Raw genomic sequence first — 24104 nt, forward strand, 5'->3', positions numbered from 1 at the left:
CAAAGTTGATTGTAATTATAAAAATCTGAGTATTGGTAAGGAAACGGGGCAAACGCCCCGTTTTTTGTTAGGAAATTTTATCCTTGTAAAGCTCAAATAAATAGCCGACTCGCTCAGCTTCCGTTTTGAACTTCCGCTTGCCGTAAGCCGCATCAACAGCTTTGTCATTGGCTTGGTGTGCTTTGCGGAGATCAGAGGGCATTGCTAACGGATCATAAAGATCAGCCAGCGTGGCTTCTGGATGATTCAGTCTAGCGTCGAGTATTTGCTGTGCCGTTTGTTCTACCTTGGAACGTTGAGCCTCTGTAGGCTCTGGCCAGACGAAGTTGTTGTAAACGATAGAGCTTGAATACCGATAATCACTTTTCAGTCTTCCGCACACTGTGCGAACCCAAGCCATGTGCATGTGTGAGCATAAGACGCCAAAATGAAAAGTCGTGGCGTTAGGGACAAATTGGACTGTATTGCTGCAAATTACATCTTTATCAAAGAATGCCACGGGTATATATGGTCTTCTTTCAGAGGAAACCTCTGGGATTGCAAGATAGCTAGAATCCGGCTGCGCGGTCTGACGGAAAAGCATTGGGTAATCGGCAAAGTCGCGAGTAGACTTGGCTTTGCTTTGAAGGCGGAAGTCTCTAACTTTTTCGACGCGCTTTTTGACTGTTGGCATTGACCGGAGATCGCTAGGGCTAGCGTCTTTCAGCCAAAGGCAATACCTCTCCTTTCCATTTATAAAGTCGCCCCCGCCGGTATATCGTTTTACAAATTTCTCTGACTGAGGTTCCTTTTGAAGCAGTTCTTCTTTTTCAAGGGGAGAAAAAATGAAGTTGCCTCCGTCGGTTGGCTTATTTCCCCATTTCATTGCAGGGACATCACTTATGGGCTTGCTGAGATTTCGAACAACAATATCAGGCCCATTGGCTAAGTAAGGATTGATATTGCTTGCAGGAACCGGGAATGGGTCGCTCTTGGGCGTTTCGTATTCAAATATAACTTTCTTAGCTGAGCTTGAACTTGAAAGTGCAAACCCTACGATAACGCAATGCACTGCCGCAATGCCCTTGGCCTCACTAGACCACTGGAACGTGCGGTGGGCGAAGTTGATCTTGACACCTTCTTCGATAAGCCGAGACCAAAGAATGCCAGCCTGCTCGCCCTGTGTGATGGAGTTTGTCGATACCAGGGCCGTCTTTATAGTTGGATTTTGCTTCATGTAGGCGGTTGCCCGAACATGCCAGTTGGCAACAAAGTCAATCACTCCTGCGCCCTTGATGCATGCCTCTTCCATGTTACGAGCATGGTCCTGCTTCTGTTCCGCAGACTGATAGTGATGCCCCAGGAACGGGGGGTTGCCGAAAACATAGTGGCAGTTGTTCGGGTGAATTATTTCCGCCCAGTCGATCTTCAATGCGTTGTCATGAACGATGTTCGCAGACTTTATCAGCGGTATTCTCACAAAAACGTTGCCAAACTCGACACTAACCATTTCGTTCATTTGGTGGTCAATCAGCCACATCGCCACCCGTGCGATCTGCGAGGGCCACTCTTCTATCTCAATGCCATGGAATTGATCGACATTGACTTTGACATAGTTGTCGATGACGTCGAGAAGGTGAAGCGTCTTGATCTCCTTTCCGTAGAGTCGACGAATCACTTCCAGCTCAAGTAGCCGAATTTCTCTGTAGGTGATAACTAGGAAGTTGCCGCAGCCACAAGCTGGATCGAAAAAATTCAGGCTAGCTAGCTTTTCATGTAACGCATTCAATTTGGTCTTATTCTTTCCGCACTTCTCCAGCTCTTCTTTAAGGTCATCAAGGAACAGTGGGCTAATAACCTTCATGATGTTCTGCTCAGAGGTGTAGTGCGCTCCAAGGTTGCGTCTTGCATCCTTATCCATAATGCCTTGAAAAAGACTACCGAAGATCGCTGGGCTGACTCGCCCCCAATCTATCTCACAGCATTCAATTAATAGACGTCGAAGATTAGTGTCAAAAGCGGCTGTGCGCAGCCGTTCTTTAAATAAGCCCCCGTTAATATACGGGAACGAGTTGACCTGGTCGTCTCGGGTCTTGAGACGCTGTTCTTCCGGCGTATTTAAGACATCAAAAAGCTCATTGAGTCTAGCCGCTAGGTCAGAGCCATCCTCGCTTGTGCGTTGATCGATGAAGTCATAGAAAGCTCCACGAGGACTGAAGATGCCTGTATCTTCAGCGAACAAGCAGAAGAGGATACGAACTAGATATACTTCCAAGTCGTGACCGCCATACCCTATCTCTAAAAGACCGTCGTGCAGCTTTGCAAGTTTGTCAGCAGCCTTGATGTTTACGGGGTCTTGTTCGCGGAATTTGCGCTTTTCGTATCCTGCTATGAAACCAAAGTCGTTGATCCTATCGGGTAGCTCAGAGAGAGAAAATTCCGTTTCAGTGCTTTCTTCTAAATCATGGACCCTGAATTTCTCAAAATCCGAGACGATCACGTAGCGAGGCAGCTCCTCATCTTTCAGGCCATGAAAGTAGTCAATCGCCTGAGTGTAGGCGCGATCAAGGTCTTTGCCTCGTGATTTGTGCTCTGCGACCAGTATTCCTGGCCAAAATAGATCGATATAGCCGTTTGCTCCATCGAGCTTTTCAACTCGCTTCTCGAAGGTGGCTATTCGCTTACGACTGACACCAAAAACTTTAAAAAATTGATCCCAAAACGTCTTCGCTTCAGCGCTCTCCGAGGTCTCGTCAGCCCATTCCGAAGAAAACTCAATGGCTCTGTTGCGGATTTCGTTCCAACTTAGCGGCACAACCTTCCCCTACGTTTAATTTATATACTATTAATCTTAACCGATTTCTTCTTTGTAGCCCTAGTCAAGAAGTATGGCTGAAAGGATCAGGTGAGGCGGCTTGCAATGATGCAAAAGAGCTACTTTTGCGTCGCTCACGGTAGACAGGGTGAGTAAGGGCCGATGTATCTTTCATATATACGATTTTCATTGCCAGTATATGGGAGAGGGGAGGCAAGAGGTGTCGATAGCTGTTCGGTCTTCAAATGTGCTATTTGAGAAGGTAATAATTCGGCGTCATACGAGTTCGGAGGTATGAAAAAGCCCGCCAGAGCGGGCTTCGGTGTTACATGGACAGTGGCCATTGTCTCCAAATGAGGAGGGCAAACTCTGCAAGTCTAAACACCAAGTCTATGTATTGGAAGACTATTTCGGCTCTGTTCATAGCGCAGCCTCCCCAATATGGAGTGATGACTTTGAACCAAACATGCGGCAAAAAATGTTGATTTCTTCGCTATTACTATTGAAGAAATAAATCAAAGGGGGTAATTTAGCCATGAGCTAATTCCTTATTAGTTGAAGAAGTGAAGGGTTGAAGGCATCTCACTGCCTGATACCAACCCAGTCTGACGGCATCTCACTGCCTGAAGCTATCTAAGAGCGCTGTTCTTTCAGAGCAGCGCTTTTTTAATGCGCCCGATACGCTCAGAGTAACTTCCCTCAGACATAACGCATACTATATATGGACCATAAGAAAATCAATTCAAGCATATGTGGTATTTTTCATCCACAGGATATTGACAGCTATTACCCAGCAGTATCCCAACCTACCAAAAACAGTCACGATAAAATATTGAGCCAAATCGTCTTACCAATCTCAATCACGATATTAAATCCGTTCTCAACATGATCTACGTTCGCGAGCAAAGTCTAGGTATCATCGAGGTTCACGTTTTTAGTTTTAGGCTGCTGAATGTTTATCTCCTTTTGCCGATTGAATGAGCATAATGCTCGTCTTGCTCATGAAGTATAACCTTGCCCTCCCTGTATATGAGGCTGTTTTTTTTATTCTTTTCTTCCATTCCTATATAAATCAGAGCGTTACCCTTTTGCTGGGTCTCCGCACGCTATAGGCTTACCAAGGATCACCGTAGGTATGGGAATCGAAGCTTGGTGCAGCTTATCGCTTACGCTTTAGGGGTGACGTAACACAACCCTTCATGGCTTCGGGATCACCTGTATAAGGGGGCTGCTCTGGACGTCTGGGCCACCTGTATAAGGGGGAACGATGGGAGGGTCGGCACAGTGGCGGCTATGCCCAGGCGTCCGGCAATTATTTCTAGGGGTTCCCTTATCTGCGGTCGATTCGCATCCGCTGTCTTAATCACTCGCAAGCACTGCGCAGCGTTTTAGCGTCGCGTCTTATATCGCTCTATTTGCTCGCGTAGGACGCGGAAGAGTAACAGCGCTACATTGTGCTAGCTTGAACGCTTGCGCAGCGTGTAGCGCTGTTTTGAGTGCTTGTTATGCTGTTATGCTTTGCACGTTCTCCAGCGTGCGCGCAGTGTCATAAATATAGCTTTCCACGTCGGCAAAGTTAGCGCTTAAATTTGCGCATTTATAATTATAAATAAGGGCAAACTTTAAAGCATCTAAACGTGACTGGCATTTAAAGCTATTGCAGATATATTCTTTTGACTTGTGGCTTATATCATTATCAAACATTAAATAGCCAAACTTGATAACGTTGTCGCCATCTATTTCTACAAAAGATACGTTGTTAAATAAACACCATATTCCTGATTTAATTTGGCAGCGGGTCACTTTAAACACTCCAAAAAAAAGCGAGCTGTTAAGCTCGCTTATTTGTTTAAGGCTTATTATAAAGCAATGAAGTCTTTATAAATGGCGCTTTCCTTGTTTAGCGTCATGGGCACTTGGTTAGAACGTGATGCGCTTACCATGCCCAATTCAGCCCCAAACTTTTTGAAGTAGTTCGCTTGGGTAGTCGTGCTATGTTGCATAATGCGCGCTACTTGATCGACGGTTATTTCATCCTTGTCGTAAGTCTTTAAAGCGGTTTGTAGTGAAGCGAGCGCTTTATCTAACTTGCTAGCATCTTTATGGGCGATTGCGGTCAATGTCATTTTAATACGTTTTTTATATTCGCGTGACTGATTTACCGCATCCGAAAAATTAATCTCGCGCTTAATAACGTATTGCATCGCTTTGGTGTCTAACTCCAAAAGACTAGCGTTATATTTAGCGTGGGTTACTTCTACGCTTAAATCTTTATAGTCAATTTCTTGCTTTTCGCGTTTATGCTCAAAGTTTGCTAAACGACTATTTGCAGCTAACAAGATATTATCTTTTGTTGCTTTAATAGTTTCATTTTTCGATTCGATTTTAACGCTTGCTAGCTTTTCGCTTAATTGTTTAGCGTTAGTTTGCAGCGCTTCTTTTTTAGGATTGATAATGGCAACAACTGATTTGGCGATGTTTACTAAATCTTTCATTTTTAATACTCCGATAGTGTATTTGGTTTTTATGCGCTTATTGCGCTTATTGACTTGATTGTTAAAGAGCGTTTGCGCTTCCGTGCGCTGTCTTGCTTTCCATGTAGTGAATATTAAACGTGACGCGTCACGCTGCATAATTGTAATTTTCAATACGTGACGCGTCACGCGATAAACCCTCACTATCAGTAAGCTGTTACTTACATAAGAGCGCGTGAGCGTGCGCGAATAGCAGACCGCAGAAGGGCCGACAAGCGCTATTTTCATGTTTAGGAAATTTATATGGGAGAGCGGAAATTGATAGCGGGATTTGTGTTGACGACCGCAAGGCAGCGTGAGGCATTTTGATGAGGGAGTCCCGCAACCGCAAATGAGGTAAGCCCGCAAACAAGGTTAAGGCTCAACCGCAAATGAGGGTGAGGTAAGCCCGCAACCGTGGTTAAGCCTCAACCACACATGCGGCTGAGGTTTACCCGCAACCGTGGGCGCGGCGCACCCGCGTTCACGCGTGCCATGGCTCGGTATACCGAAATGTAGATAGAGCCTTTCTCAATTTGCCACGGCTATTAAGCGCTAAATGTAGGTAGAGCCTTTCTCAGTTTTTCCGTGGCAGTCCGTTAACCAACGTCAATGCGCACCGAAGAACGTTCCGGTGATCAATGCGTAAGCCGCTGGATCGCTGACGGGTCAGGGCGGTTAATTGGCCGCGGGAACTGCCTATCGATCCACATGGCGAACGCTTCCGGCGTATTCATCGACTCACGGTTACGGATAAGATCAGCCACAAACGCAGCGTCAATCATGGAGTCGCCGATAATGATCACTTTGTATAACCTATGATTGTGATAGCAGCACACCGAATAGGCTTCCCCGTCGGGTGTATTAACCCGGACGACCGGAAACGACACGGGCCGGAAGCTGGTGTGATATTCGGGCGGAACAACAACGAAGGCGGTCATGGGTGGCTCTCTCACTGTGTGCGTTTTGTCAGTATGTCGTGACTGACAAAGGCATGCGGGCAGCCTGGACTAGAAAGACTGCTCTTACCAGAAAGCCTGGCAGCCTGGAGACCGTTAGACCGCGGCTGCCTATAACGCGCTATGAGCCTCGGTAAGAAAGACCCATGGCGATGTATTGCCTCGGCTGAGAAAACGCCGTGGTGGACTCACAGAGCGCTGTATAAAACGGCTTCGCGATATAAACCTAAATAGAGCCTTTCTTGATTCGCCATGGCACGAAAGAGAAACAAAAAAAGCGCTCTGGGAGAGCGCTCATGAGCTGGGACCACGTTAGACAGAATGGCCGTTACTCGGTTAGCTAATAAAGCCTCGGATGATCCAGCGAACAACACGTCCGGCGAACAGAACGGCGACGGGAACAAGCACAGCCAGCAAAACCACCTGCACAAGCTCGAATAAGTTGCCGTATCCCTGCAAAACTCCACCAATGGCAATAAACGCCCAAAATCCAGCCCACACGATGCTTATTGCCACCCAAAGCCGTGTCCAGCCGGTTGAGGTCAGTATCTTTTCAATTTTATCGTTCACCTGGCTGTCCCTACTTTTTCATTAGTTTTATAGCGCTTAATCGTTATAAACCAACATGACCGCCTCATCGAGTGTTTTGACGTCTTTCGTGCCTTTTTTTAAGCCGAATACAGCGTAAACATCGTGCCAGTCGTTATAAAACACTTGCTTGCCTGCATGAGAGAACACCTCTTCGTAACGGTGGAACGCCTTGCTCTTTTCCCAGTTTTTGTCTTCTCTCTGCGTCCAGGCGATCCGGTGTAGCTCCTGGCGACGCTCGATGTCCGCGCGTATCTTGTCCAGGTCAACACCCATCATCCAGGCCATCTGCTCGACCGTTTCCATATCGAGTTGAGCCGGGTCGAAGTCGGTCATAAATCGATTGATCATGTTCACAAGGCAACTCCCTCATGTGTGTGCATTAGTGGATAACAATGACGACATAGTGCTGGAACGCACTCAGGCACACACTGATAAAAACTACAGTGGCAAAAAGCCTCGTGGTGTTCAAGTTTGTAATGCCAAAAAGAATGGCTTTTATCAGTAAGTGGTAGTTGATACAACCAGCGTTTAAGGTCACGACAAGCCGAGAGCCGTGGTAGTCTCAAACCATGGTTGTAAGAGAGAAGAAAATTTTCTGCTCAGTAGAGAGAGGTAAAAAGTGCCGGACGAACTCAGCACAAAGCTCAGCCGAAAGGCCGAGCAACCGCCACGGCTATTGATTACTCGCAAGACAAAACACGGTAAGCAATCGCGGTCGGTCACTCTGGCCGAAGCCACGGCAATATGGAGCCGCGGGGAATACCCAGCCACGTTCGAAGACGTCATGACCGAGGCGGAATTCCGGGGCAGAGAACAAGAGCTGACCGAGGCGATCGATGCGTGGCTGCAACTGTTAGGCGCTGACATAGCGGAGCCGCGGTTTGATTTCTAACCCGTGGTCTCAGCCGTGGCTAGTAATCCCGTGGCTGCTGTATAAATCTAGGCAGAGCCTTTCTCAATTGCCGAGACCTCGATACCGCGGCGTCTTGATAAATCGATCTAGGGCCGTATCACACCGAGGCTCAGTGGCAGTGGGCAGAAGACCCAAGGTCAGACGGTTAGGGGAGGCGATGGCAATGGCGGCACTCGGCCCCACTTTCCCTCTCCCTTCTACCTACTGCTCTCTCCGGTTTCTCTACCTCTCCGACTGATCTACAGGCTAATGGTCTCTCTACTGGTTTATTTCTCTCTGTGATTACTACTCCGGTGATTCCTTATCCTCTACAGGCTGATCTCTCTCAGGTCAGGTAATGGTCTCTCTGGTTTGTCTCTTAGGGATTTCGTTCTCTCTTACCGATCCGGGTTGTTTCTCTCCTGATCCGGGGATTTCTTCTCTCTGGTTTCTCCTTACCGAGTTCGAGTGGCTTGGAAAAGTTTTCCTCTTTTTCATGGTGTTTCGGGATTTGGCAGGTTTGCGGCTGAGCCTTGTGAAAAGTCTTTCTTTGTTTCGTGGCGTTACCGGATTTCTGGGGAAGCCTGGATGGCAGAGGTCGTGGCCAGATCAGGTAGCCTGGGAGCGGGGAGACCGTTATCTGCGGGAAGCCTTGTCTGGTCTGTTACCGGGCCTGCGAGGGGTTAAACCCTTCATCCGAGGATCAGTGGAAGCTGAGGCGAAGTTGTTGTATTGAATGCCTCATTCCCTCTATATAAATACTCATCCGAGAATAAACATAAATAACATTACTGCACAGAAACGCCTTGAATGAGCTGCTATCGGAAATGCGGAGTCGGCGGCTGCCTGGAGTGGGGGAGACCGTCTCTCTGGGTGTGGTCCGAGCTGCTATCCAGCTTTGCTTCTCTCTGGAAAAGTTTCACCCTTTATCGTGCTGTTCTCGGAATCCGGGGTTGGAGTCAGCGCGTCAATATCATCGGGATCGCGTCAGATTTTCTCTCTGCGCTGTTTTCGTTGTCGAGTTATACGATGACGAGGATTTGATCGGGAAGCGTCTCAGAAGCGCATATAGAGCGTTTCCCAAAAGCACAGATTGCGTGACGTTTCCGTGACTGTCGGAAATCAGCGTTTGATCGGGGTGTGACGGTGGGAAAAGCCCCAGGTGACGCTGCTTGGTGGGGTATGTGACGCTCCTTATAGTTTGATCACCTGAGTGCTTATACTTGCATGCCGAAACGTCACATTACATTTCTTCCTTTAGAATATTTTGCGTCACATGAAAGGAGTAGGTGAGGGTGTAAATAATGCCAACGCACCTATCGGTTGTGCCTTGAAAATAGGGCAAATAATCAGAATTCAGCCAGCTATTTAGGTTAGCGCGTTCTCTTAGCAGCTCCCGGTGACGCTCGAACATGCTGTAAACCAAAGTGTTGGTGTTATTTCGAATTAAGTCCTGAGCCTTTACTTCGAAGTTGTCAGTGGCGACGGGCATAATTTCAAACACCTCTCGGCACTCTTGCTTCAGGTTTTCGATCCTAACGCCTGTTGTGTATAGAGAAGAAGCCATTCGTGCCATCAGGTCGTTCTTAGTTAATTCGGCATGTGCAAAGGCAGGTAGCAGGCAGAGTGACAGCAGGCAGGCGGTTTTCTTGAGCATGCAGAATTTCCCTTGAGGTCAGATTCCTAAGTTGGCATTAAGCCTACTCGTTTTTGACGTTGACCGCATGCGCAGAGATGGGGCTCCGTAGCCACCCAAATAAACGGTGCCGAAATACGCCTCTGACTGGTTGTGTTCAGTCCTCATTGAGAATTTGCACTAAGAAAGGGAATTCTTTGCAGCAGACCTCGTCAATCTCCCTTCTGACGTTACCATGAGCGGCGCTGTCATGGGTTGCGACTGTCAGGTAGTAGTTCTTACCCTCATGCTTGGCAAAAATGATCCACTCGCCAGTTAGCGCCTGTCTTTTGGCAAGTCGTTGTCGGTTTCCGTTGATAGCATCCTCAACAAGCGCAGGAATGTCTTCAGGTGTCAGGTATCGCAATTCACCGGCTTCATTTGCTTCCTGCATTTTCTGTTCAAAAAGAGGGATGCCGCACTGATTGAGCCCTTTGTTTACGTTCATTGCCAAAGAAGCCAATCCACTTTGCTGATAGTGCTTGTGCCAGAGACCTCTTAGCGGTGGGTGGCGGTTCTTAATTGGAGCCTTGAACTTACCTAGTTCGTTGTTTTCTAACAGCGCAATTTCATGGACTACCTGAGCGGGGTTTTGGACACCAGAAAGGGCGCCTCCTAATAGGTTTACAGCCAGCAAGATACTGTAACGGCCAGGGGCCACTTGCTCCAAACCGATCTGCTTTGAAAACTCCCTAAGATCGACATCGGAAACCTCAGTTGCGCGACCTGTGTCGTCCTCAACGATTGTTGCGCTAATGCTGACATTGGGCATAACCACCTCACTCAATTTATATTTTCTACACTATTCAGTTACCCAATAAAAAGATCAAGAAAAAGCCGCCAGGGGCGGCTACTTGTCAGAATTACATACCTTTAGGCGCTTTGCGTAAGTCATGCAGAGGCGATAAACAATACGAACCGCCTTTTAGATCAGATTAGAATTTACCGGCTTAGCGTTCGGCGGTGAGCCACTGAAGTTCGGAACTGGTGCGGCTGTTTTCTCGCTCGAAAAGCTCAGCGATCGCCTCGTCGGTCATGTAGCGCTCTTTCAGCTCGCCCTTGATCTGGTTAAGGATTAACTGCTGGGCGCGCAGCGCACGTTTTGCCTCATCAGCATCGGTCGCCTCATCAGCACTGTTCATACGATCTTGGTGACGGCGGGTGATGAGAAGCTGGCGGCGGAGCCGGTTTACTACTTCATGAGGAATGCCTGTCGACATCGGTATCTCCTGTTGTTGGCGAAAATGCGGTTTTTCTCTGCTTGATGACCATTCACCGTGATTTAGATACACGAAGGTCAAGATGGGGTTGCTGACCTATCCATCATGGTCGTCTTCATATGACACTGTTCTAGTAAGTAAGAACGGAGGGAGTCGGTAATATCGCATGACCGTTTATCGGGACCGATTTCAGTAAGAGCTTATCCTTACCTGTGGCTGGCCAGACCACCCTACGCATCAGCGTCAGCATTACCCCGTTTATCGACCCCATGACAGACTCCAGTTGCCAAGGTGTCACCGCCCCATCGTCACCCTCGGAAGGGTCGCACCCGATCGTTTCCAACCTGATGCTTGCAGCGGTCATACGATTTTCCGAATCCTTCCCCTGTGGTGCGCGGCGGTAGGGGCCGCTCCGAAACTGTCCTGAAAGACTGGCCAGCGCTTGGCCGATGCCGCTTTCTATGATTCGGGCGATAGTAAGCGGTGACTTATTGTCTATCAAGACAATATAGGCAGACAAGATGTGATCGTTGCTATTTTTTGGGAAGGACTCTTATACTTGGGGCATTAGAGGGGAAGACCGAGTAGGGAGATCAACACTTTCGGAAGGTAAGAGCCTCTATTTCAGTGTGTATTTTGCCTGGAGCATAGCATCGGCTGCCACGGACTCGGCGACTGATCACTACCTCTGGGCTTATTTTGGCCAATAATGGTAAGTAAGCATTGACTTACACTAGCAGGGGTGGTATCGTAAATCATCTTGAGGGTTTGCCATGACCCCCTGTTCTTGCCATGCTGTTCCTAAGTAACAAAAGCCCCTCTCCCCGTGGGGCTATTTTTTTGCCAAAAAAAGAGACGTCATAGACGCCTCTCTTCGTGCTGGGCTCTTAGTCAATCAAAAGCGGCCATTGTCCTGACGTAACAGGCAGCCAAGTGATTCAGAAAGTGGTGAACGTTCCCGTTGTGGAAGTCGATCTGAGTAAGAACGTTCATCACGGTAAGCTGCTCATTGGGAGGCGCTTGATGGATCAGCTCAATCACCGTCTCGGTTCCGATCAAGTGAACACCGTCGGCGGCCTGGACTTCATAGAGGCGTGACTGCAACGCCTTTTCCTCGAAGAACAGCTTCAGCCATTTCTGCGTTTGAACAGGCTCTCCAATCATGACGTCCTCGGCTCGGTGGGGTGCTAGGTTCATTGTCTGCGTCTCTTGCTGTTGTGTGCGTAACGTCATGATGCGACACGCTTAACAGGCACTCTATAAACAAAAATGCCCCTCGAAAGAGGGGCGTAGAGATCGAACATGGAACTACAAAGGAATCATGCTGGAGAACCGGTATCGGCCTCTGGAACATCAACGACATCTGGCCCGACAATGGCGTCTTCACCCTGCACACCAGGAGCTTCCATGCGCAAAATACCGGTTTCAAACAGCAGACCTAAATCGACGATATTGGTGCGACCCTGATCATCAGTGACTTGGAACTGGTCAAAGCCTTGCTTGCCAACTTGCTGACAGAACAGGTGTGAGGCTTCGATGGGGTTACGGGCCTGAACGGCGCCTGACAATGTAACGCGATAGACGCGGTCTTGGGACATGGTGCGGGTAACTCCGATGGTGAATTCTTACCTCTATCTTATACTAAGTAAGCACTTACTTACCAGTCATGCAGGCAAAAAAATAGCGACTCGTAAAGAGCCGCCTAATATCGGAATATCAAACGAAAGATCGCTTGATGTTGCGTATGATAAACGAGCGTAGCAGGGCGGACAACTGCCCCGACGCTGGCTGTCTACTTTCCTGACGTGGGACGAACGCAGGGTAAGCCTAGATGCTCCATGAGGTCGCACATAGTCTGCTGTGAATGAAACCGTCCTTTGGCTTTGGCAAAGCGGACGGCGAGTTCCGCGGTCTTCACCGTCTTGCGCGCCTCGCTGATCATGGTAGGGAAGTCGCGATCGGGACTGAGCACCATGCGGATGTCTTCGAGGTAGCGCATTATCTGGCGTTCATCGGCTCGGGTCTCGGCGAGCTGTTCCTCGACCGCCTTGAGTTCCTGCCGGGTGACTTCGTTGCGCCGATCGGTGTCCTCGACTGCCTTCTGGATCGCCTCAGCGACGATACAACTGATTCGAGCCTGCTTCTGTGGCCAACCACCTTTGAAGCTGCGGGCGGCGGGTAGATTGATGACTTCACGAGCTGCCACGAGAGCGAGTTGGTCAATGTCGGCACTCATGGGCTTGTCTCCAAAACATGGGCGTAACGCTCAAGGTCTTCTACGCGACAAAACCACTTAACTCCCTCCGGGGTCATGGATTCGCGGGTAGCGATCACCGCTTGGCGGATTGCCTGAGCTTTAACATTGGCCAGACTGGCGGCTGTGGTCTCATCCAAGACCTGCTGCATGGCGGGGCGAGCCTTCTCCGCCTCCTTCCACGCCTGACCATCGTCGCCCATCAGCATATCGTCTATGCGATAGACGGCGGATTGCAGTTGATGGCGTAGCCGGCCGTTCTGAGCCTCAAGCTCATTGACGTGATTGAACAGCGCTTCGGTGGTATCAGTGTCGATCCAGGGGTATTTCTTCATTTCCTGCTCGTATTGCTTGGCAATATCACTCTTCTGACTCATGGCTGTGCGCTCAAATGAGCTTCAAACTCAGAAAAGCCGCCAATATGAATGCCATCGATAAACACCTGGGGCACCGTCTCAACCGGTTTGCCAATTGCTTTCTGAAGATCAGCCTTTGTGATCCCTTTCTCGACTATATCGATGTAGCAGCACTCTACCGATGGCAGTGAGTTGGCCAGGGCTTTCGCTTTATCGCAGAAAGGGCAGTTCGCTCTGCCGTAAATGGTGATAAACATAGCAGCTCTCCGGTTACATGAAGTGGATCATCGCCTGAGCGATGGTGACGTTGTGTTCTTTGGCGTATGCCTCGATCTGAGCCATCTTGAGCCCGTTCTCGATAGCCACACGCGTCTGCTTGGTCTGCTTAGCGTTGCCACGGATTTCAGCCTTCTTGCTTCCACGGCGCCGCTTCGAGCCCTTGACTGCATAAACGCTGTTATTCAGCAGCGCCTGGCTCTCGTTGTGCTTTGGTTTCTTACGTCTTGGCATGGTTTTATTTCCTCACGCCTCTTCATGTTCTTGGTGTAGAGAGGCTTGCGTTGCGTTACTGGACAGAAAACCGGCAATGCGATCGATCTCGGCGTGCAGGTCATCGCTATCCAGTGCCCGACGTAACTGCTGGGCGATCTGGTCTTTCAGCTCAGCGGCGAAGGCACTTTCGTAACCCAGTAGATTGATGTATTCGCGGGCGAAAACATCTGGGTCCATGGGGTGTCGGTAGGTCTCGCTCTTCTCAGCAATCAACATGCCAGCGGTGATGTGTCGTTTTCCTTCGCGGGTCTTGATGTAGTAGATCGGCTGCTGTTCGTTGCCCGCCACAATGTCGGCCAATTTGGGCGTGAAAGGGGTAATCCGAATAGCGCGGGGTCGCCGAATGAAAAGGTTGTCGATGTCGGTCATGGGTGTCTCGTGGTATAGTAAGTAACAACTTACTGATTATCTCTTACACATAGAGGCGTCGCAATGGAAAAACAGCTACCAAAGCCAGCGTTTGAATTAGACGCTATTGCCCGCGTTACCCATGAAGTGAATCGAGCGTATTGCCAAGCTCTGGGCGATGACAGTCAGCCTACCTGGGAAGAGGCGCCCGATTGGCAAAAGGACTCAGCTCGGATGGGTGTCTGCATGCACCTAGCTAACCCCAATGGCGGCCCTCAAGCTGGTCATGAAAGCTGGATGCGTCAGAAATTGGCAGAAGGGTGGGTATACGGCCCCGTTAAAGACCCGGTGTTAAAACAGCATCCGTGCATGGTGCCTTTCAGTGCATTACCGCGTGAGCAACAAGCCAAAGACTTCATCTTCCGAGCCGTCGTTCTAGCGCTCGCTTAGTCCTACCAAAAAGCGCCAGGGAGGGCGCTTAAAGGGCGAGTCACTGCAAAGGTTGGCGATCGCCCACTCAACCGCGAAACCCCAAGAGCTTCTGTGTCACACCGAGGGCCGACATGGACACTGTTCTATTGAGTAGCTGTAACGATGCCAACGCTAGCAACGGATACCTGAAGCATGGCGCCCCGATGCGTCTGGCCACCGAGATCAGGCGCATGGGTCGCACCTGCAAAGTGATCGACTTGTTCACCAAGCTGAACGACAAGGCGTGGGAAATCCTAATCGACAAATATGTGGATAAAGACACCCGCTTGATTGGTATCTCCACCACGCTGCTGTCGACCTACTTCACAGGTGACGACCTGGAGCGTGAGGTTTACTTCTGGGGAATGCCTTATGAAATATTTCGTGAACGCATTGCCATGATCCGCCGTCGTGCTCCGAATGCGCTGATTGTCGTTGGCGGCAGTCAGGTTGGGATAGAGACTGCTGCCACGCTGACGGACTACATCGGCATCTTCGACCTGTTCATCAGCGGGCAGGGCGAGGGGCCGATCAAGGCGATCATCCGGCATCTCTACGACGGCACCGACCTCAAGATCACCCGGGCTCATGATGTGCCGTTCGTGACGCAGGAGTCCTACCCTAACCATAACTTTAAAACCTCAGACATCGTGTGGCTGCCTGAAGACCTGATGGAGTATGGCGAGGGTGCTGTCGTCGAGGTGGCACGCGGCTGTGTGTTCAAGTGTTCCTACTGCACCTACGACCTGATCGGCAAGTCCTGGGGTGACATGGTCAAAGACCCTGGCGTGCTGCGTCGGGAGCTGATGCGCAACTATGAAATGTGGGGCACCACCCACTACATGATCCCAGACGACACCTTCAACGACTCGATCGAGAAGGTGCGGATGCTGCACAAGGTCTTCACCTCGCTACCCTTCCAGATCGAGTTTGGCACCTACATTCGCCTCGACCTGTTCATGCGCAACCCGGACATGGCCAAGCTGCTGCTGGAGATGGGCATACGTGGCGGCAATCTGGGCATCGAGACGCTGAACAAGAAGGCCGGACGACTGATCGGCAAGGGCATGGGTGAAGAGCGCGTCAAGGAAACCGCTGCGCAGGTGCGTGAGGTGTGGGGCAATAAGGTCGTGATGCGGGCCAACTTCATCCTCGGCTTGCCGGAAGAGGATGAGGACTCGATGTATCGCACCCTGGAATGGCTCACCGATCCCGACTGCCCGTTCCACTACGCCGAGTTCAATGCCTTACGCATCGACCGTGACGCGCCCAAGAGCAAGATGGAGTTGGAGGACATGAAGCGGCTCGGTTACACGTTCGAGAACCGGATGCTGTGGAGCCGCAAGAGTGACGGCATGTCATATCGACGAGCACAGGCGTTGAAGCTGGAGTTTAAGAACAAGATTTACCAGTCGCGACCCTACGCTGCAATGGTGATGGCCTTCGGTGTGCCTGATCGCAACAACGTGGGTATCTCGACCAGCGAGATTACTCGGATGCTCGACGCCAGGGTCGATCTGGTTACGTCACGCGGAGAGACCAAACCCCTGGGTCGGATGATGCGCGAGCGAACTCGTCCCCGCACTGATCACTACATTCGCCGCCTTGTCACCGAAGAGCATGAGCCGCAAACGCTACTACCTTATGGCGTTGAGCCAGTGAAGCTGATCTCGCTTCCAGGTGCATAAATCATCATGCTCTATTTTCGCGTGTAAGCGCTTGGAAGTCTGACGTATACGACGACTTACTTCGAACTGGGAAACGTCTCCTGCGTGATTTCTGAGCGCTTCCCAGTCGATTCATCAGCGTTGTTATTATTCGTCAACTTCATGCTTGGGGCGTGTCGCGATCCATCCAGTGATTTCGTCACTGGGGCTGGACAGCAATAAGAATTGGGTGATGCAAGAAGGGGCGTCTTCAAAGCAGTAACGCCGCTTGAATGGCGAGGTTTCTGTCACGCCGACACAGATAGCCAGCGTAAACATGAGGCGCTGTAATCCAATGTAGGTGCCGTCCGGCAGCCGTCTTGCACCTACGTATTCATGCTCGTTCCGCATGACCCGGGTGAAGTCATCTTGCTCGCCCTCTGGGAAGAGAAAATCATCGGTTGCTTCCATTGCATTCTCTTAACATTTTGCCGTAAAAATGGGCACCCGAAGGTGCCCTCGCACACACAGCCACTTTACGCTGTATTCTGACGGCCAGTAGCCTGCCTCCTGGCTTCACCCTAGCATAAAGATGAACTCAGCAGACGGGGGCAGAACCCCCGTCATTAGTGCGTCTCTCACTTGCTGGTAATTTCCTTGTAGCGTTTGATCATGGCGTGATCGCCGGTAGACAGATCGCCCATCGAATCGATCAAGCGGAAGGCTTTCAGGATCGCCATCACCTGACCCGTCTGCGCGTTGGCCGTGCCCTGCGTGTATGCCTTGCCAGGGTTGGACATATAGGCGTTGCGTAGATCGACAGAACTGATTCGCTCGTTCTCGACCAGGAAGTCGAATGCTAGGCGGGTGTAGACGCTCAGTGAGGTGCCGCGAACCCACCAGTCCATGAGGTTCACGACTTTCTCGCGAGTCTTCTTGGGTAATTCCGCGCAGTCCGCCAGTATCTCGTCGCGCAGTGATTCAGCATCCGCCTCGCTCATGCCGCTGGTTAGCTTCCAATGTTCGATGGTGGGGCTGATCTTGCCGCTGACTACCGCTGCGACATCGATCGCTTCGCGAGGCGCAGAGGGTTCGTCGCTGGATTCCTTCTTTGCCTTCGCCTGTTTCTTGGCTTCTGAGGCCATCGTTTGCTTGGCTTTCTCCACTTCATCCTCGGGAATAGTGGCCTCTTCCAAGCGCTTTTCCCGCTCAACTGTCTTGAGTTCAGCTTCGAGGTCATCCATGGACACCTCTTCCTGAGCTACTTCAGCAGGTGCCGCCTCAACCTCGTCAGCTTCTTCAGCCTCAACCTCATCCAGCTCGGCAATCAGCTCTTCCTGAGCAGCTTCCAAAATGGCGTCGGCATCGTGTTCCGCTTCAGCCTCTACCTCAACAGCTTCGAATTCCAGGTCTTCGAGTGAACCAAGACCTTCAACGTCAGCGAAGAGAGCATCCAGGTCGTCCATCTGAGTTGCTACGTTAGCCATGATCGTTCTCCTAGTGGTTTTGTGTGCTAATTAAATATTTCTTACAAGTTGAATTTTACGCGCATGATCGTGGCGTAATACGCTATTTTCTAGTTATTTAGCGGCACTTTGTTCGAACGTCACAGAACTCAATCGACCTTTCGCAGCACAGAGCAGCCCGTCAAAGACCAGCACCAATACCGCGACTGGGCCAACGATAAACATGCCGTATAACGCCAGCAGAGCGGTAACTAGATCGGAGTCAGCCAAGTGTTCTCGTAACATTAGCCACGAGACCTGGACGGCACGGATAATGCCGAGAGGAATGCTAAATAGCAGCTTGATGGCATTCACAGCAGAGACGCGGTAGTTGCTACCCATTTCAACCGGGAAGGCCCGGAAGGTGAGCTGGTTTGGCATGTCTTTCTTTTTCATAAGTCACCAATTACTTATCAAGTGGGGTAACAATAAAGCCCGGATACTTGTTACGAGCCGTAAAGAAGCACTGCATCATCAAGGCTACATCGTAGATTGCCGCGTGAGCTTTGCTGAGGTCGTAAGTGAAGCCGAGTGACTGGGCCAACTCTTTAAGACTGGGTGGTTTGCCGTCAGGCGTTGCCCAGTTACAACCAATCATCGTGTCGTAAATCTCGACGTCCGGCAGGTCAATACCAACGCGATCCATTTCCGTCAGCAAAAAGGGCAGATCGAACCCGATACCGTTGTGGGCAATGACCATATCCACACGACCAAACAGCTTGGCGATCTTCGGAGCTACTTCTTCCCAGGTGGGCATGCCTTTCAGTTCATCCAGGCTGATGCCATGCACCTCTTGAGCCTTCGCATCGATGCTGCGCTTGGGGTCAATGCGCTGTTCAAACTTGCCTAGCGCCTTGCCCGTATGGAAATCATGAACGATGCAGCCAAACTCAATGATGCGGTGGCCCTTTTCCGCAGACAGGCCAGTGGTTTCAAGGTCAAATCCGAGCACTGTCGGCATGACAAACTCCTTTTCTCATAGGGGCTCAAAGCCCCCGTCGGTGATTTCTTTAATCGTGGCTTTCATTCGGTCACGCGCAATTTTGGCCGGCAGCACTTTGTCAGTCAGATCGATACGCCTTTCGCGCTTAATGTCACCAGTGGCGGTGCGCATGATCACGCTGAGGCTGTCGTCGTTGCGGTGTATCGAAACCAGCGTGTAAGGGTGTTTGCGAATAGCGTGATACTCGAACGGCACACGGTCATCTTCGATGCGCCGAGCCTCTTCCAGCATTTCACGCCAATCCTCACCCGCCAGCCCTGATACACAGGCCCAAAGGGTGTCGAGCATCAGGTTCATTTCGCGGTGCGTGATGCGGCCGGTGTCGTAGTGGTGGAGTATGCGGGTCATTTCATCCATGGCCTTGCGCTCCAGTTCGTCTTCGACAGTAGGTAATTCGGGAAGCATTGGTGCTCTCCTGCGTGTCTCTGTGAGAGCTATTTTCAGACGAAAAGAAGCGGGGATCAGTGTCCCCGCTGCGTTCAAATCGGACGTGTTTAGCGACCACTAACGTCGCCTGATACGGTTGAAACTGAGCCGCCTATCGCGTTGCAATCGACATCACCGCTGACTGTCTTCACATTGCCTAGCACGTTCTCAGACACCTCGACATCACCGCTGACCGTCGTCACTTGACCTACATTGCCAGTCACCTCGACATCGCCGCTGGCAGTATCGAGACGTTCAACGTCACCATTGACCGTGATTTGTATGTCACCAATCAAAGTGTCTGACTGCGATACGCCATCGACGACGACCTTGCCCCGCGCATCAATGCTGACACTGCTACCAACAAAGTCACGGCCATCGATGATGATGCGGCTTTTGCCCTTGCCACTGTGCATTTGGAAGATTTTCATGATGGGCGCTCAGTGAAGGGTGGATTCGAGGCACTTCTGACGCTGCGCTTCACCAATGATCAGTTCGATCTTGTCGATGCGTTGCGCCAAGGTGCTATGCGTGTCGGGCATGAAATTAACCGGGCACTTCATACCGGAACTCAGAACCAGTCCGCGAATGAGGGTTTGCAGTTGGAAATTCCACGACCACGAAAAAGCCCCTTTGCCTGGATTATCAGGGTCGGCAGAGGTCTCGAAACTGTTGCCTACGATGATCGTCTTGTCGAAGAAGGCTGCCTGGGCGCGATAGCACTGATCCACGATAGTTTTTACCGTTTCGCTCTCGATGTTAGATACCACATGGGGCATGTAGGAGAGGGTATAGGCGGCCACGTCGAGGAAGGTGCGGTCAGCGATGAAGTTATCCTCATGCTCGCTAAACAGGTTGATGCAGTGAGACACCATGTTCTGTTGCACTTCTAAACGGCGAGCAAAGGGAATGATCTCATTGGGGGAGACGCCGAAAGCCCGATTAACATCAGAGAGCTTGACGTCGATATAGGTCATGTTCCACTTCGTCGCAACGGCTTTGGCCAGGGTGGTTTTGCCGGACTTGTGGGCACCAGAAATGCCGAAGCGATTCATATAGTTTCCTCAGAGAAGGTCGGTGCGAATGAAGGTGCGAATGTCGGCCATGTGATTCAGCGGTTTGCAGTCGACATTGACGTAATTGGACTGGCTGTCCATGTTAGGGAAGAACGTGTCGGCATCGGCCGCCGTGTCGTGGATATAGGTCAGGATGATTTCGTGGCACAGAGCGCTTTCGATCACCTGCTTATAGACCTGAGCGCCGCCAATCACGAAAAGATGATCAACCATCGAACGCTCAGCGTTCTCCAACGCCACCTCGATGCTGCCGACACGGTTCCACTCAGTTGTGAAGATCGATCCGCCGCTAGCTAAGATGTAGTTGCGACGGTTTGGTAACGGTTTGCCGATTGACTCGTAGGTCTTGCGGCCCATCAAAACAGCGTGGTGCTCAGTGGTTTGCTTGAAGTGACGCATGTCCTCCGGCATTTTCCAGATCAGGTCGTTGTTACGACCCAGTTCCCAGTTACGACCTACAGCGGCAATAGCGGTGATTTTCATATTGTTACCTAAGTAATCGGTGACTTACTAAGCGGGGCGTAATAGCCCCGCGCATTAAAAGCTGCGGTCTAGTTCAGCAATCCACGATCCGCTAAGCGCTGGTCCAGGGCGCGTTCGCGAGCAACAACCGCATCCCGTGCCACCATGCCACTTGCGGCCGAAAGTTTATGCAGATGCTTCCGAGCAAGGATAGACAGCTTAATTTCATTTTCAGAGGCTTCCATTGCCTCCCTATTTTCACGAGCGATGGCGGATATTTTGCCGCGCCAATTGGCATAAAAGTCGCTGGTGTATAGGGGCTTGCCTAATGTGCGAATATCCATCAGGCGTGCCCCAAAATTTCAGCCATCGCTTTAGCGATCGACTCACGGTCGACCACAACAATGTGGTTGCTGAGGTCTTCAACCAGGCTCTTAACGGCCTCTGCCATCCCCGGCTCGATGGGCATGTAGGGAACGCCGCCTTTGCTACCTTCGCTCCACTTCTCGATGTGGCCGTTGAGTTTGTTTAGCAGCATGAATGCGGCGCCTAGTTGCGGAGCAATTTTCTCAGCTAGCACCTTCTCCATACCTTCCAAGCGCTCAACCTTGCTGGCCAGCTCAGCTTTCTCATTGGTGAGCTGACGCTGCACACCGGCTTCATCAATGAAGGACTGAACCAGCTCGTCATGACACTTGGCCAGCTCGTTGAATTCCGCATTCTTTTTGGCCAGCTCGTTGTTGGCTTTGAGTAACTGGAGGCGTAAGCGGCTCTCTTGAAGACCGCAGGCGCGATGGGAGATGATCATTGTGGTCATGTTGTGTTTCCTCGTTTCAGTGTGTTTGCTCATTATTGAGCATTAAAATATGGCAGTCAGTAAGTTGTTACTTACTGTATTAGACCAACTAAAAGCCGCGATCAATGCCTAGCTGGCGTAAGGCTTCGCGTTCATTACTCAACGCCCGGTCCAACTCCAACCGAAGGCGAGAGAGTTCGCATTGACAGTGGTGCTTGAGGTAGGTGACAAACTCTTCAGCCGCCTCCGAAGCATTGCCCTCAAAACACAACTGCCCATTCTGCTCAAAAAACCTTCCGTGCGAACCAATGTGCATCGAAAAGCCGGGTATTGATAAGTGAACCATCGGGGAAGGGTGCCCAAATTTCTGAATATCCCGAGTTAATACGCTATTCATGTCGGTCATCACGGATGATGTCTCCAAGGCTTTCAACCTGCTTTTCTAAACTGGCAATGGTTTGTTCCATGCTCTTAATTTGACGGATAAATATGTCTGAAGGTTTACCCTCTTCGGTGCGCGCCTCTTCTGGGTCAATGTCCAGCGCGTCGCTCACTTTAATCAAGGTCTCCCAAAGCGCGTCGACTTCATCGGTGCGATCGGTAGCGGCTATCAAAGCGCGTGCGAAGTCGAATACATAGGGGTTGAGGTCTTCGCTGCCGTCCGGCTGTGCCTTGAGCTTAAATCCGTTGGCCAGGGCCAGATCGCGAATCTGTTCGTTAGTCATCTTTGCCACGTTCCTTCTGATAGTTAGCTTGGGATCGCGACGGCCATGAAGCTCGCAGTAAGCCTTAACGTAGCCAGCCATTTCGAACCCATGACGGACGGAGGGTGTGTTCTTGGACGTTGCTATAACGCAGCCACACTTTCGTCTACTCATCCCCGATTATCCTGCGCTGCTTTGTGTTCAAGCATTATTGCGGATACTCAAAAGGGGCACGATAGCCCCTTCTTGAATCAAGTATAAGTAATTGGTTACTGCCATAGCAAGACGCACGAAGGTAAATAATCGCGCCTTTCAGTAGGGAATGAAATCGCGAAGTATCTCATCATCGGCATTTCGAACCTCGTAACAGACACCCATTGGCTGTTTGCCGATAAAGTCCCACGCTTCTTTTGCTGAATATACCGTTACCTTCCGCCGACCGTTAATGTAAACCCGGTGAGTCATGGGGCGACGGCGCTCTTTTTCCTCTTTGACCTTGTCGATGCTGTCCATGCAAATCTGCATGGCTTCGGCATAAAGAACCGCGTCACCTTTATCCATCACCCGAAGCAACTGCTGTTTCTCTTGGAGGTAGATCGTGGCGAAGTCCAGGTCGTGTTCGACGATAGACTTGGTGTTGTCGATCAGGTCAGCCAGCTTGATCGTTTGAGCAGAAGGGGAGGCGCTGGCCAGCTTCTCACGCTCCACGCTCTTGCGAGCTGCCCGGTTGCCATCGGCTGAGGTTTGAAAATCCGACACCCATTCGACCAGCGCTGCAACTTCAAAGCCGAACTCTTCACTAATCGCCTCGATAGTAACGTGCGTGTCTTCCACGACGTCATGCAGATAGGCGGCGGCTATCATTTCCGGCGTGCCACCTGCCTCTTGGACAATCTCGGCTACACGGAAAGGGTGGGTGTGATAGGGCTCGTCGGTATATTTCCGACGCTGGTTGATAGCCAGGTGAGCCGCCTTAGCAAATATCGCTGCGCGGGAGACGATGTTCATGCCACTTCCTCTGCGGTTTCCAGTTGAATAATACCAGGCGCCACGCCCTCGATTGCGTTCAGGTGCCGAATACGAATGCCTTTTGTCTTGCTGCTGCGAAGATGGCCATCGTAGGCAGCCAGCAGTGTGGCTTCCCTATCATCTACCGCTGCAAAATGAGCAATCCTACGTGAAGAATTACGCACCTCGAAAAGCTGTAGTCGTTTGTCAGCCCGATTGGTTCGCTCAAGGGCGTAACCCAGGCCATCGAGTTGAACGTAGTTACGCCACAACATCGGCCATTGACGCTCGGCCATATCACGCGGACTGCGATAAATGCTGGTTGACGCCCACCAGCCGCCACTTGCGAAGCCTCGACTCCAACAGGGTGGGCACTTTGCTCGCTGCTTACCGCGACTTTGCTCGCAATTGAAAGTATCCACCAGCCAGTCACCGCCGCAGTGAGGGCAGCACTGCATGAAAGACTCCGGCATGTAGGGAAAGAACCGCGCTTCTTCGATTAAGCTGCTCATTTTAAATCCTCTTAGGGATATATTGGTTCATGACAGCACTACAAAAAGATGCCAGACAAAGCCAGCGGGCGTCTGCACGCTGCCCAAGTAGGTCAATTTATCGTTCGGCTCTGTGATGAGTTGCCCAGTGGCATAGATACGAAACCGACGAGTCACAGCCGGAGCTTCCAGGTCGAGCTGAATCCAGAGACAGGTGACGCCATGTTGATGGCCCACATGCAGCACAGTGGCGTCTGCTGGTATTTGGAACTCCGACTGTTCAGCAGTCATTGAGAACTTATGAATGGTAGATGGCATGTTTGCTTCTTAGTGTGTGTGTTGAATTGTCATTATCAGCGCAT

The 24104-nt window shown here is 50.7% G+C and carries 34 protein-coding genes; 3 read left to right on the top strand and 31 right to left on the bottom strand.

Features of this window, described 5'->3' with window-relative positions; genetic code table 11:
- Window positions 1–67: 67 nt before the first annotated feature.
- From ACW44H_RS08880 to ACW44H_RS08905, 6 genes are all read right to left on the bottom strand, one after another.
- Window positions 68–2794 carry a DNA methyltransferase gene (locus ACW44H_RS08880; RefSeq protein ID WP_457508576.1) on the bottom strand — a complete coding sequence of 909 codons (2727 nt, stop codon included), beginning with the start codon at window positions 2792–2794 and terminating at the stop codon, window positions 68–70.
- A 1503-nt stretch (window positions 2795–4297) separates the two neighbouring features.
- Window positions 4298–4597: a hypothetical protein gene (locus tag ACW44H_RS08885; RefSeq protein WP_457508578.1), complete on the bottom strand. Its 300-nt coding sequence runs from the start codon at window positions 4595–4597 to the stop codon at window positions 4298–4300.
- 56 nt (window positions 4598–4653) lie between these two features.
- Entirely contained in the window at window positions 4654–5457 is an 804-nt protein-coding gene (locus ACW44H_RS08890; RefSeq protein ID WP_457508580.1) for a hypothetical protein, read from the bottom strand.
- A gap of 488 nt (window positions 5458–5945) precedes the next feature.
- A complete protein-coding gene (locus ACW44H_RS08895; RefSeq protein ID WP_457508582.1) occupies window positions 5946–6248 on the bottom strand; it encodes a hypothetical protein in 303 nt (100 codons plus the stop codon).
- Between the two features lie 354 nt (window positions 6249–6602).
- The gene (locus ACW44H_RS08900) at window positions 6603–6836 is read right to left on the bottom strand and encodes a hypothetical protein (protein ID WP_457508584.1); all 234 of its coding nucleotides are present in this window, start codon (window positions 6834–6836) and stop codon (window positions 6603–6605) included.
- A gap of 36 nt (window positions 6837–6872) precedes the next feature.
- The gene (locus ACW44H_RS08905) at window positions 6873–7205 is read right to left on the bottom strand and encodes a hypothetical protein (protein ID WP_457508586.1); all 333 of its coding nucleotides are present in this window, start codon (window positions 7203–7205) and stop codon (window positions 6873–6875) included.
- A 271-nt stretch (window positions 7206–7476) separates the two neighbouring features.
- Between ACW44H_RS08905 and ACW44H_RS08910 the strand changes: the two genes are divergently transcribed.
- Window positions 7477–7749: a hypothetical protein gene (locus tag ACW44H_RS08910; RefSeq protein WP_457508588.1), complete on the top strand. Its 273-nt coding sequence runs from the start codon at window positions 7477–7479 to the stop codon at window positions 7747–7749.
- Window positions 7750–8992: 1243 nt separating this feature from the next.
- Here the strand turns inward: ACW44H_RS08910 and ACW44H_RS08915 are convergent.
- The 10 genes from ACW44H_RS08915 to ACW44H_RS08960 all read right to left on the bottom strand — a co-directional run bounded on the left by ACW44H_RS08915 (window position 8993) and on the right by ACW44H_RS08960 (window position 14175).
- Window positions 8993–9406, bottom strand: coding sequence for a hypothetical protein (locus ACW44H_RS08915; protein ID WP_457508590.1), 414 nt, complete (start codon window positions 9404–9406; stop codon window positions 8993–8995).
- Window positions 9407–9542: 136 nt separating this feature from the next.
- A complete protein-coding gene (locus ACW44H_RS08920; RefSeq protein ID WP_457508592.1) occupies window positions 9543–10196 on the bottom strand; it encodes a hypothetical protein in 654 nt (217 codons plus the stop codon).
- A gap of 178 nt (window positions 10197–10374) precedes the next feature.
- Complete coding sequence (locus ACW44H_RS08925) at window positions 10375–10644, bottom strand: hypothetical protein (RefSeq protein WP_457508593.1); 270 nt, start codon at window positions 10642–10644, stop codon at window positions 10375–10377.
- Between the two features lie 891 nt (window positions 10645–11535).
- Window positions 11536–11877, bottom strand: coding sequence for a hypothetical protein (locus ACW44H_RS08930; RefSeq protein ID WP_457508595.1), 342 nt, complete (start codon window positions 11875–11877; stop codon window positions 11536–11538).
- 86 nt (window positions 11878–11963) lie between these two features.
- Window positions 11964–12242: a hypothetical protein gene (locus ACW44H_RS08935; protein WP_457508597.1), complete on the bottom strand. Its 279-nt coding sequence runs from the start codon at window positions 12240–12242 to the stop codon at window positions 11964–11966.
- Window positions 12243–12436: 194 nt separating this feature from the next.
- A complete protein-coding gene (locus ACW44H_RS08940) occupies window positions 12437–12880 on the bottom strand; it encodes a hypothetical protein (protein WP_457508599.1) in 444 nt (147 codons plus the stop codon).
- Entirely contained in the window at window positions 12877–13275 is a 399-nt protein-coding gene (locus ACW44H_RS08945; RefSeq protein ID WP_457508601.1) for a hypothetical protein, read from the bottom strand. The genes ACW44H_RS08940 and ACW44H_RS08945 overlap by 4 nt, the downstream gene beginning before the upstream one ends.
- Complete coding sequence (locus ACW44H_RS08950) at window positions 13272–13511, bottom strand: GrxA family glutaredoxin (RefSeq protein ID WP_457508602.1); 240 nt, start codon at window positions 13509–13511, stop codon at window positions 13272–13274. Before ACW44H_RS08950 ends, ACW44H_RS08945 begins: the two co-directional genes overlap by 4 nt.
- Window positions 13512–13524: 13 nt before the next feature.
- Window positions 13525–13764 carry a hypothetical protein gene (locus ACW44H_RS08955; RefSeq protein WP_457508604.1) on the bottom strand — a complete coding sequence of 80 codons (240 nt, stop codon included), beginning with the start codon at window positions 13762–13764 and terminating at the stop codon, window positions 13525–13527.
- Between the two features lie 12 nt (window positions 13765–13776).
- Window positions 13777–14175, bottom strand: coding sequence for a hypothetical protein (locus tag ACW44H_RS08960; protein ID WP_457508606.1), 399 nt, complete (start codon window positions 14173–14175; stop codon window positions 13777–13779).
- A gap of 63 nt (window positions 14176–14238) precedes the next feature.
- Between ACW44H_RS08960 and ACW44H_RS08965 the strand changes: the two genes are divergently transcribed.
- Entirely contained in the window at window positions 14239–14604 is a 366-nt protein-coding gene (locus tag ACW44H_RS08965) for a RyR domain-containing protein (RefSeq protein WP_457508608.1), read from the top strand.
- A 185-nt stretch (window positions 14605–14789) separates the two neighbouring features.
- The gene (locus ACW44H_RS08970; RefSeq protein WP_457508610.1) at window positions 14790–16313 is read left to right on the top strand and encodes a B12-binding domain-containing radical SAM protein; all 1524 of its coding nucleotides are present in this window, start codon (window positions 14790–14792) and stop codon (window positions 16311–16313) included.
- 126 nt (window positions 16314–16439) lie between these two features.
- Here ACW44H_RS08970 and ACW44H_RS08975 read toward each other — a convergent pair whose 3' ends face one another.
- The 15 genes from ACW44H_RS08975 to ACW44H_RS09045 form a co-directional block, all read right to left on the bottom strand.
- Window positions 16440–16742 carry a hypothetical protein gene (locus ACW44H_RS08975; protein ID WP_457508612.1) on the bottom strand — a complete coding sequence of 101 codons (303 nt, stop codon included), beginning with the start codon at window positions 16740–16742 and terminating at the stop codon, window positions 16440–16442.
- Between the two features lie 167 nt (window positions 16743–16909).
- Window positions 16910–17758, bottom strand: coding sequence for a hypothetical protein (locus ACW44H_RS08980; RefSeq protein ID WP_457508614.1), 849 nt, complete (start codon window positions 17756–17758; stop codon window positions 16910–16912).
- A 93-nt stretch (window positions 17759–17851) separates the two neighbouring features.
- On the bottom strand, window positions 17852–18157 hold the full coding sequence (locus ACW44H_RS08985; protein ID WP_457508616.1) for a hypothetical protein: 306 nt from the start codon (window positions 18155–18157) through the stop codon (window positions 17852–17854).
- A 25-nt stretch (window positions 18158–18182) separates the two neighbouring features.
- Entirely contained in the window at window positions 18183–18737 is a 555-nt protein-coding gene (locus tag ACW44H_RS08990) for a 3'-5' exonuclease (protein WP_457508618.1), read from the bottom strand.
- A gap of 15 nt (window positions 18738–18752) precedes the next feature.
- Window positions 18753–19184 carry a hypothetical protein gene (locus tag ACW44H_RS08995; protein WP_457508620.1) on the bottom strand — a complete coding sequence of 144 codons (432 nt, stop codon included), beginning with the start codon at window positions 19182–19184 and terminating at the stop codon, window positions 18753–18755.
- A gap of 89 nt (window positions 19185–19273) precedes the next feature.
- Entirely contained in the window at window positions 19274–19636 is a 363-nt protein-coding gene (locus ACW44H_RS09000; RefSeq protein WP_457508621.1) for a hypothetical protein, read from the bottom strand.
- A 9-nt stretch (window positions 19637–19645) separates the two neighbouring features.
- Entirely contained in the window at window positions 19646–20260 is a 615-nt protein-coding gene (locus ACW44H_RS09005) for an AAA family ATPase (protein ID WP_457508623.1), read from the bottom strand.
- Window positions 20261–20269: 9 nt separating this feature from the next.
- Window positions 20270–20764 carry a dihydrofolate reductase gene (locus ACW44H_RS09010; RefSeq protein ID WP_457508625.1) on the bottom strand — a complete coding sequence of 165 codons (495 nt, stop codon included), beginning with the start codon at window positions 20762–20764 and terminating at the stop codon, window positions 20270–20272.
- Window positions 20765–20832: 68 nt separating this feature from the next.
- On the bottom strand, window positions 20833–21087 hold the full coding sequence (locus ACW44H_RS09015) for a hypothetical protein (protein WP_457508627.1): 255 nt from the start codon (window positions 21085–21087) through the stop codon (window positions 20833–20835).
- Window positions 21087–21560: a hypothetical protein gene (locus tag ACW44H_RS09020; protein WP_457508628.1), complete on the bottom strand. Its 474-nt coding sequence runs from the start codon at window positions 21558–21560 to the stop codon at window positions 21087–21089. Before ACW44H_RS09020 ends, ACW44H_RS09015 begins: the two co-directional genes overlap by 1 nt.
- 88 nt (window positions 21561–21648) lie before the next feature.
- Window positions 21649–21945 carry a hypothetical protein gene (locus tag ACW44H_RS09025; RefSeq protein ID WP_457508630.1) on the bottom strand — a complete coding sequence of 99 codons (297 nt, stop codon included), beginning with the start codon at window positions 21943–21945 and terminating at the stop codon, window positions 21649–21651.
- Window positions 21929–22264: a hypothetical protein gene (locus tag ACW44H_RS09030; RefSeq protein ID WP_457508632.1), complete on the bottom strand. Its 336-nt coding sequence runs from the start codon at window positions 22262–22264 to the stop codon at window positions 21929–21931. The genes ACW44H_RS09025 and ACW44H_RS09030 overlap by 17 nt, the downstream gene beginning before the upstream one ends.
- Window positions 22265–22555: 291 nt before the next feature.
- Window positions 22556–23251 (bottom strand): HD domain-containing protein, encoded by a 696-nt coding sequence (locus ACW44H_RS09035; protein WP_457508634.1) that lies wholly within the window; start codon window positions 23249–23251, stop codon window positions 22556–22558.
- Window positions 23248–23763 carry a hypothetical protein gene (locus tag ACW44H_RS09040; RefSeq protein WP_457508636.1) on the bottom strand — a complete coding sequence of 172 codons (516 nt, stop codon included), beginning with the start codon at window positions 23761–23763 and terminating at the stop codon, window positions 23248–23250. Before ACW44H_RS09040 ends, ACW44H_RS09035 begins: the two co-directional genes overlap by 4 nt.
- Window positions 23764–23790: 27 nt before the next feature.
- Window positions 23791–24060: a DUF7352 domain-containing protein gene (locus tag ACW44H_RS09045; protein ID WP_457508638.1), complete on the bottom strand. Its 270-nt coding sequence runs from the start codon at window positions 24058–24060 to the stop codon at window positions 23791–23793.
- Between the last annotated feature and the right edge of the window lie 44 nt (window positions 24061–24104).

The sequence above is a fragment of the Vreelandella sulfidaeris Esulfide1 genome, assembly GCF_054072535.1.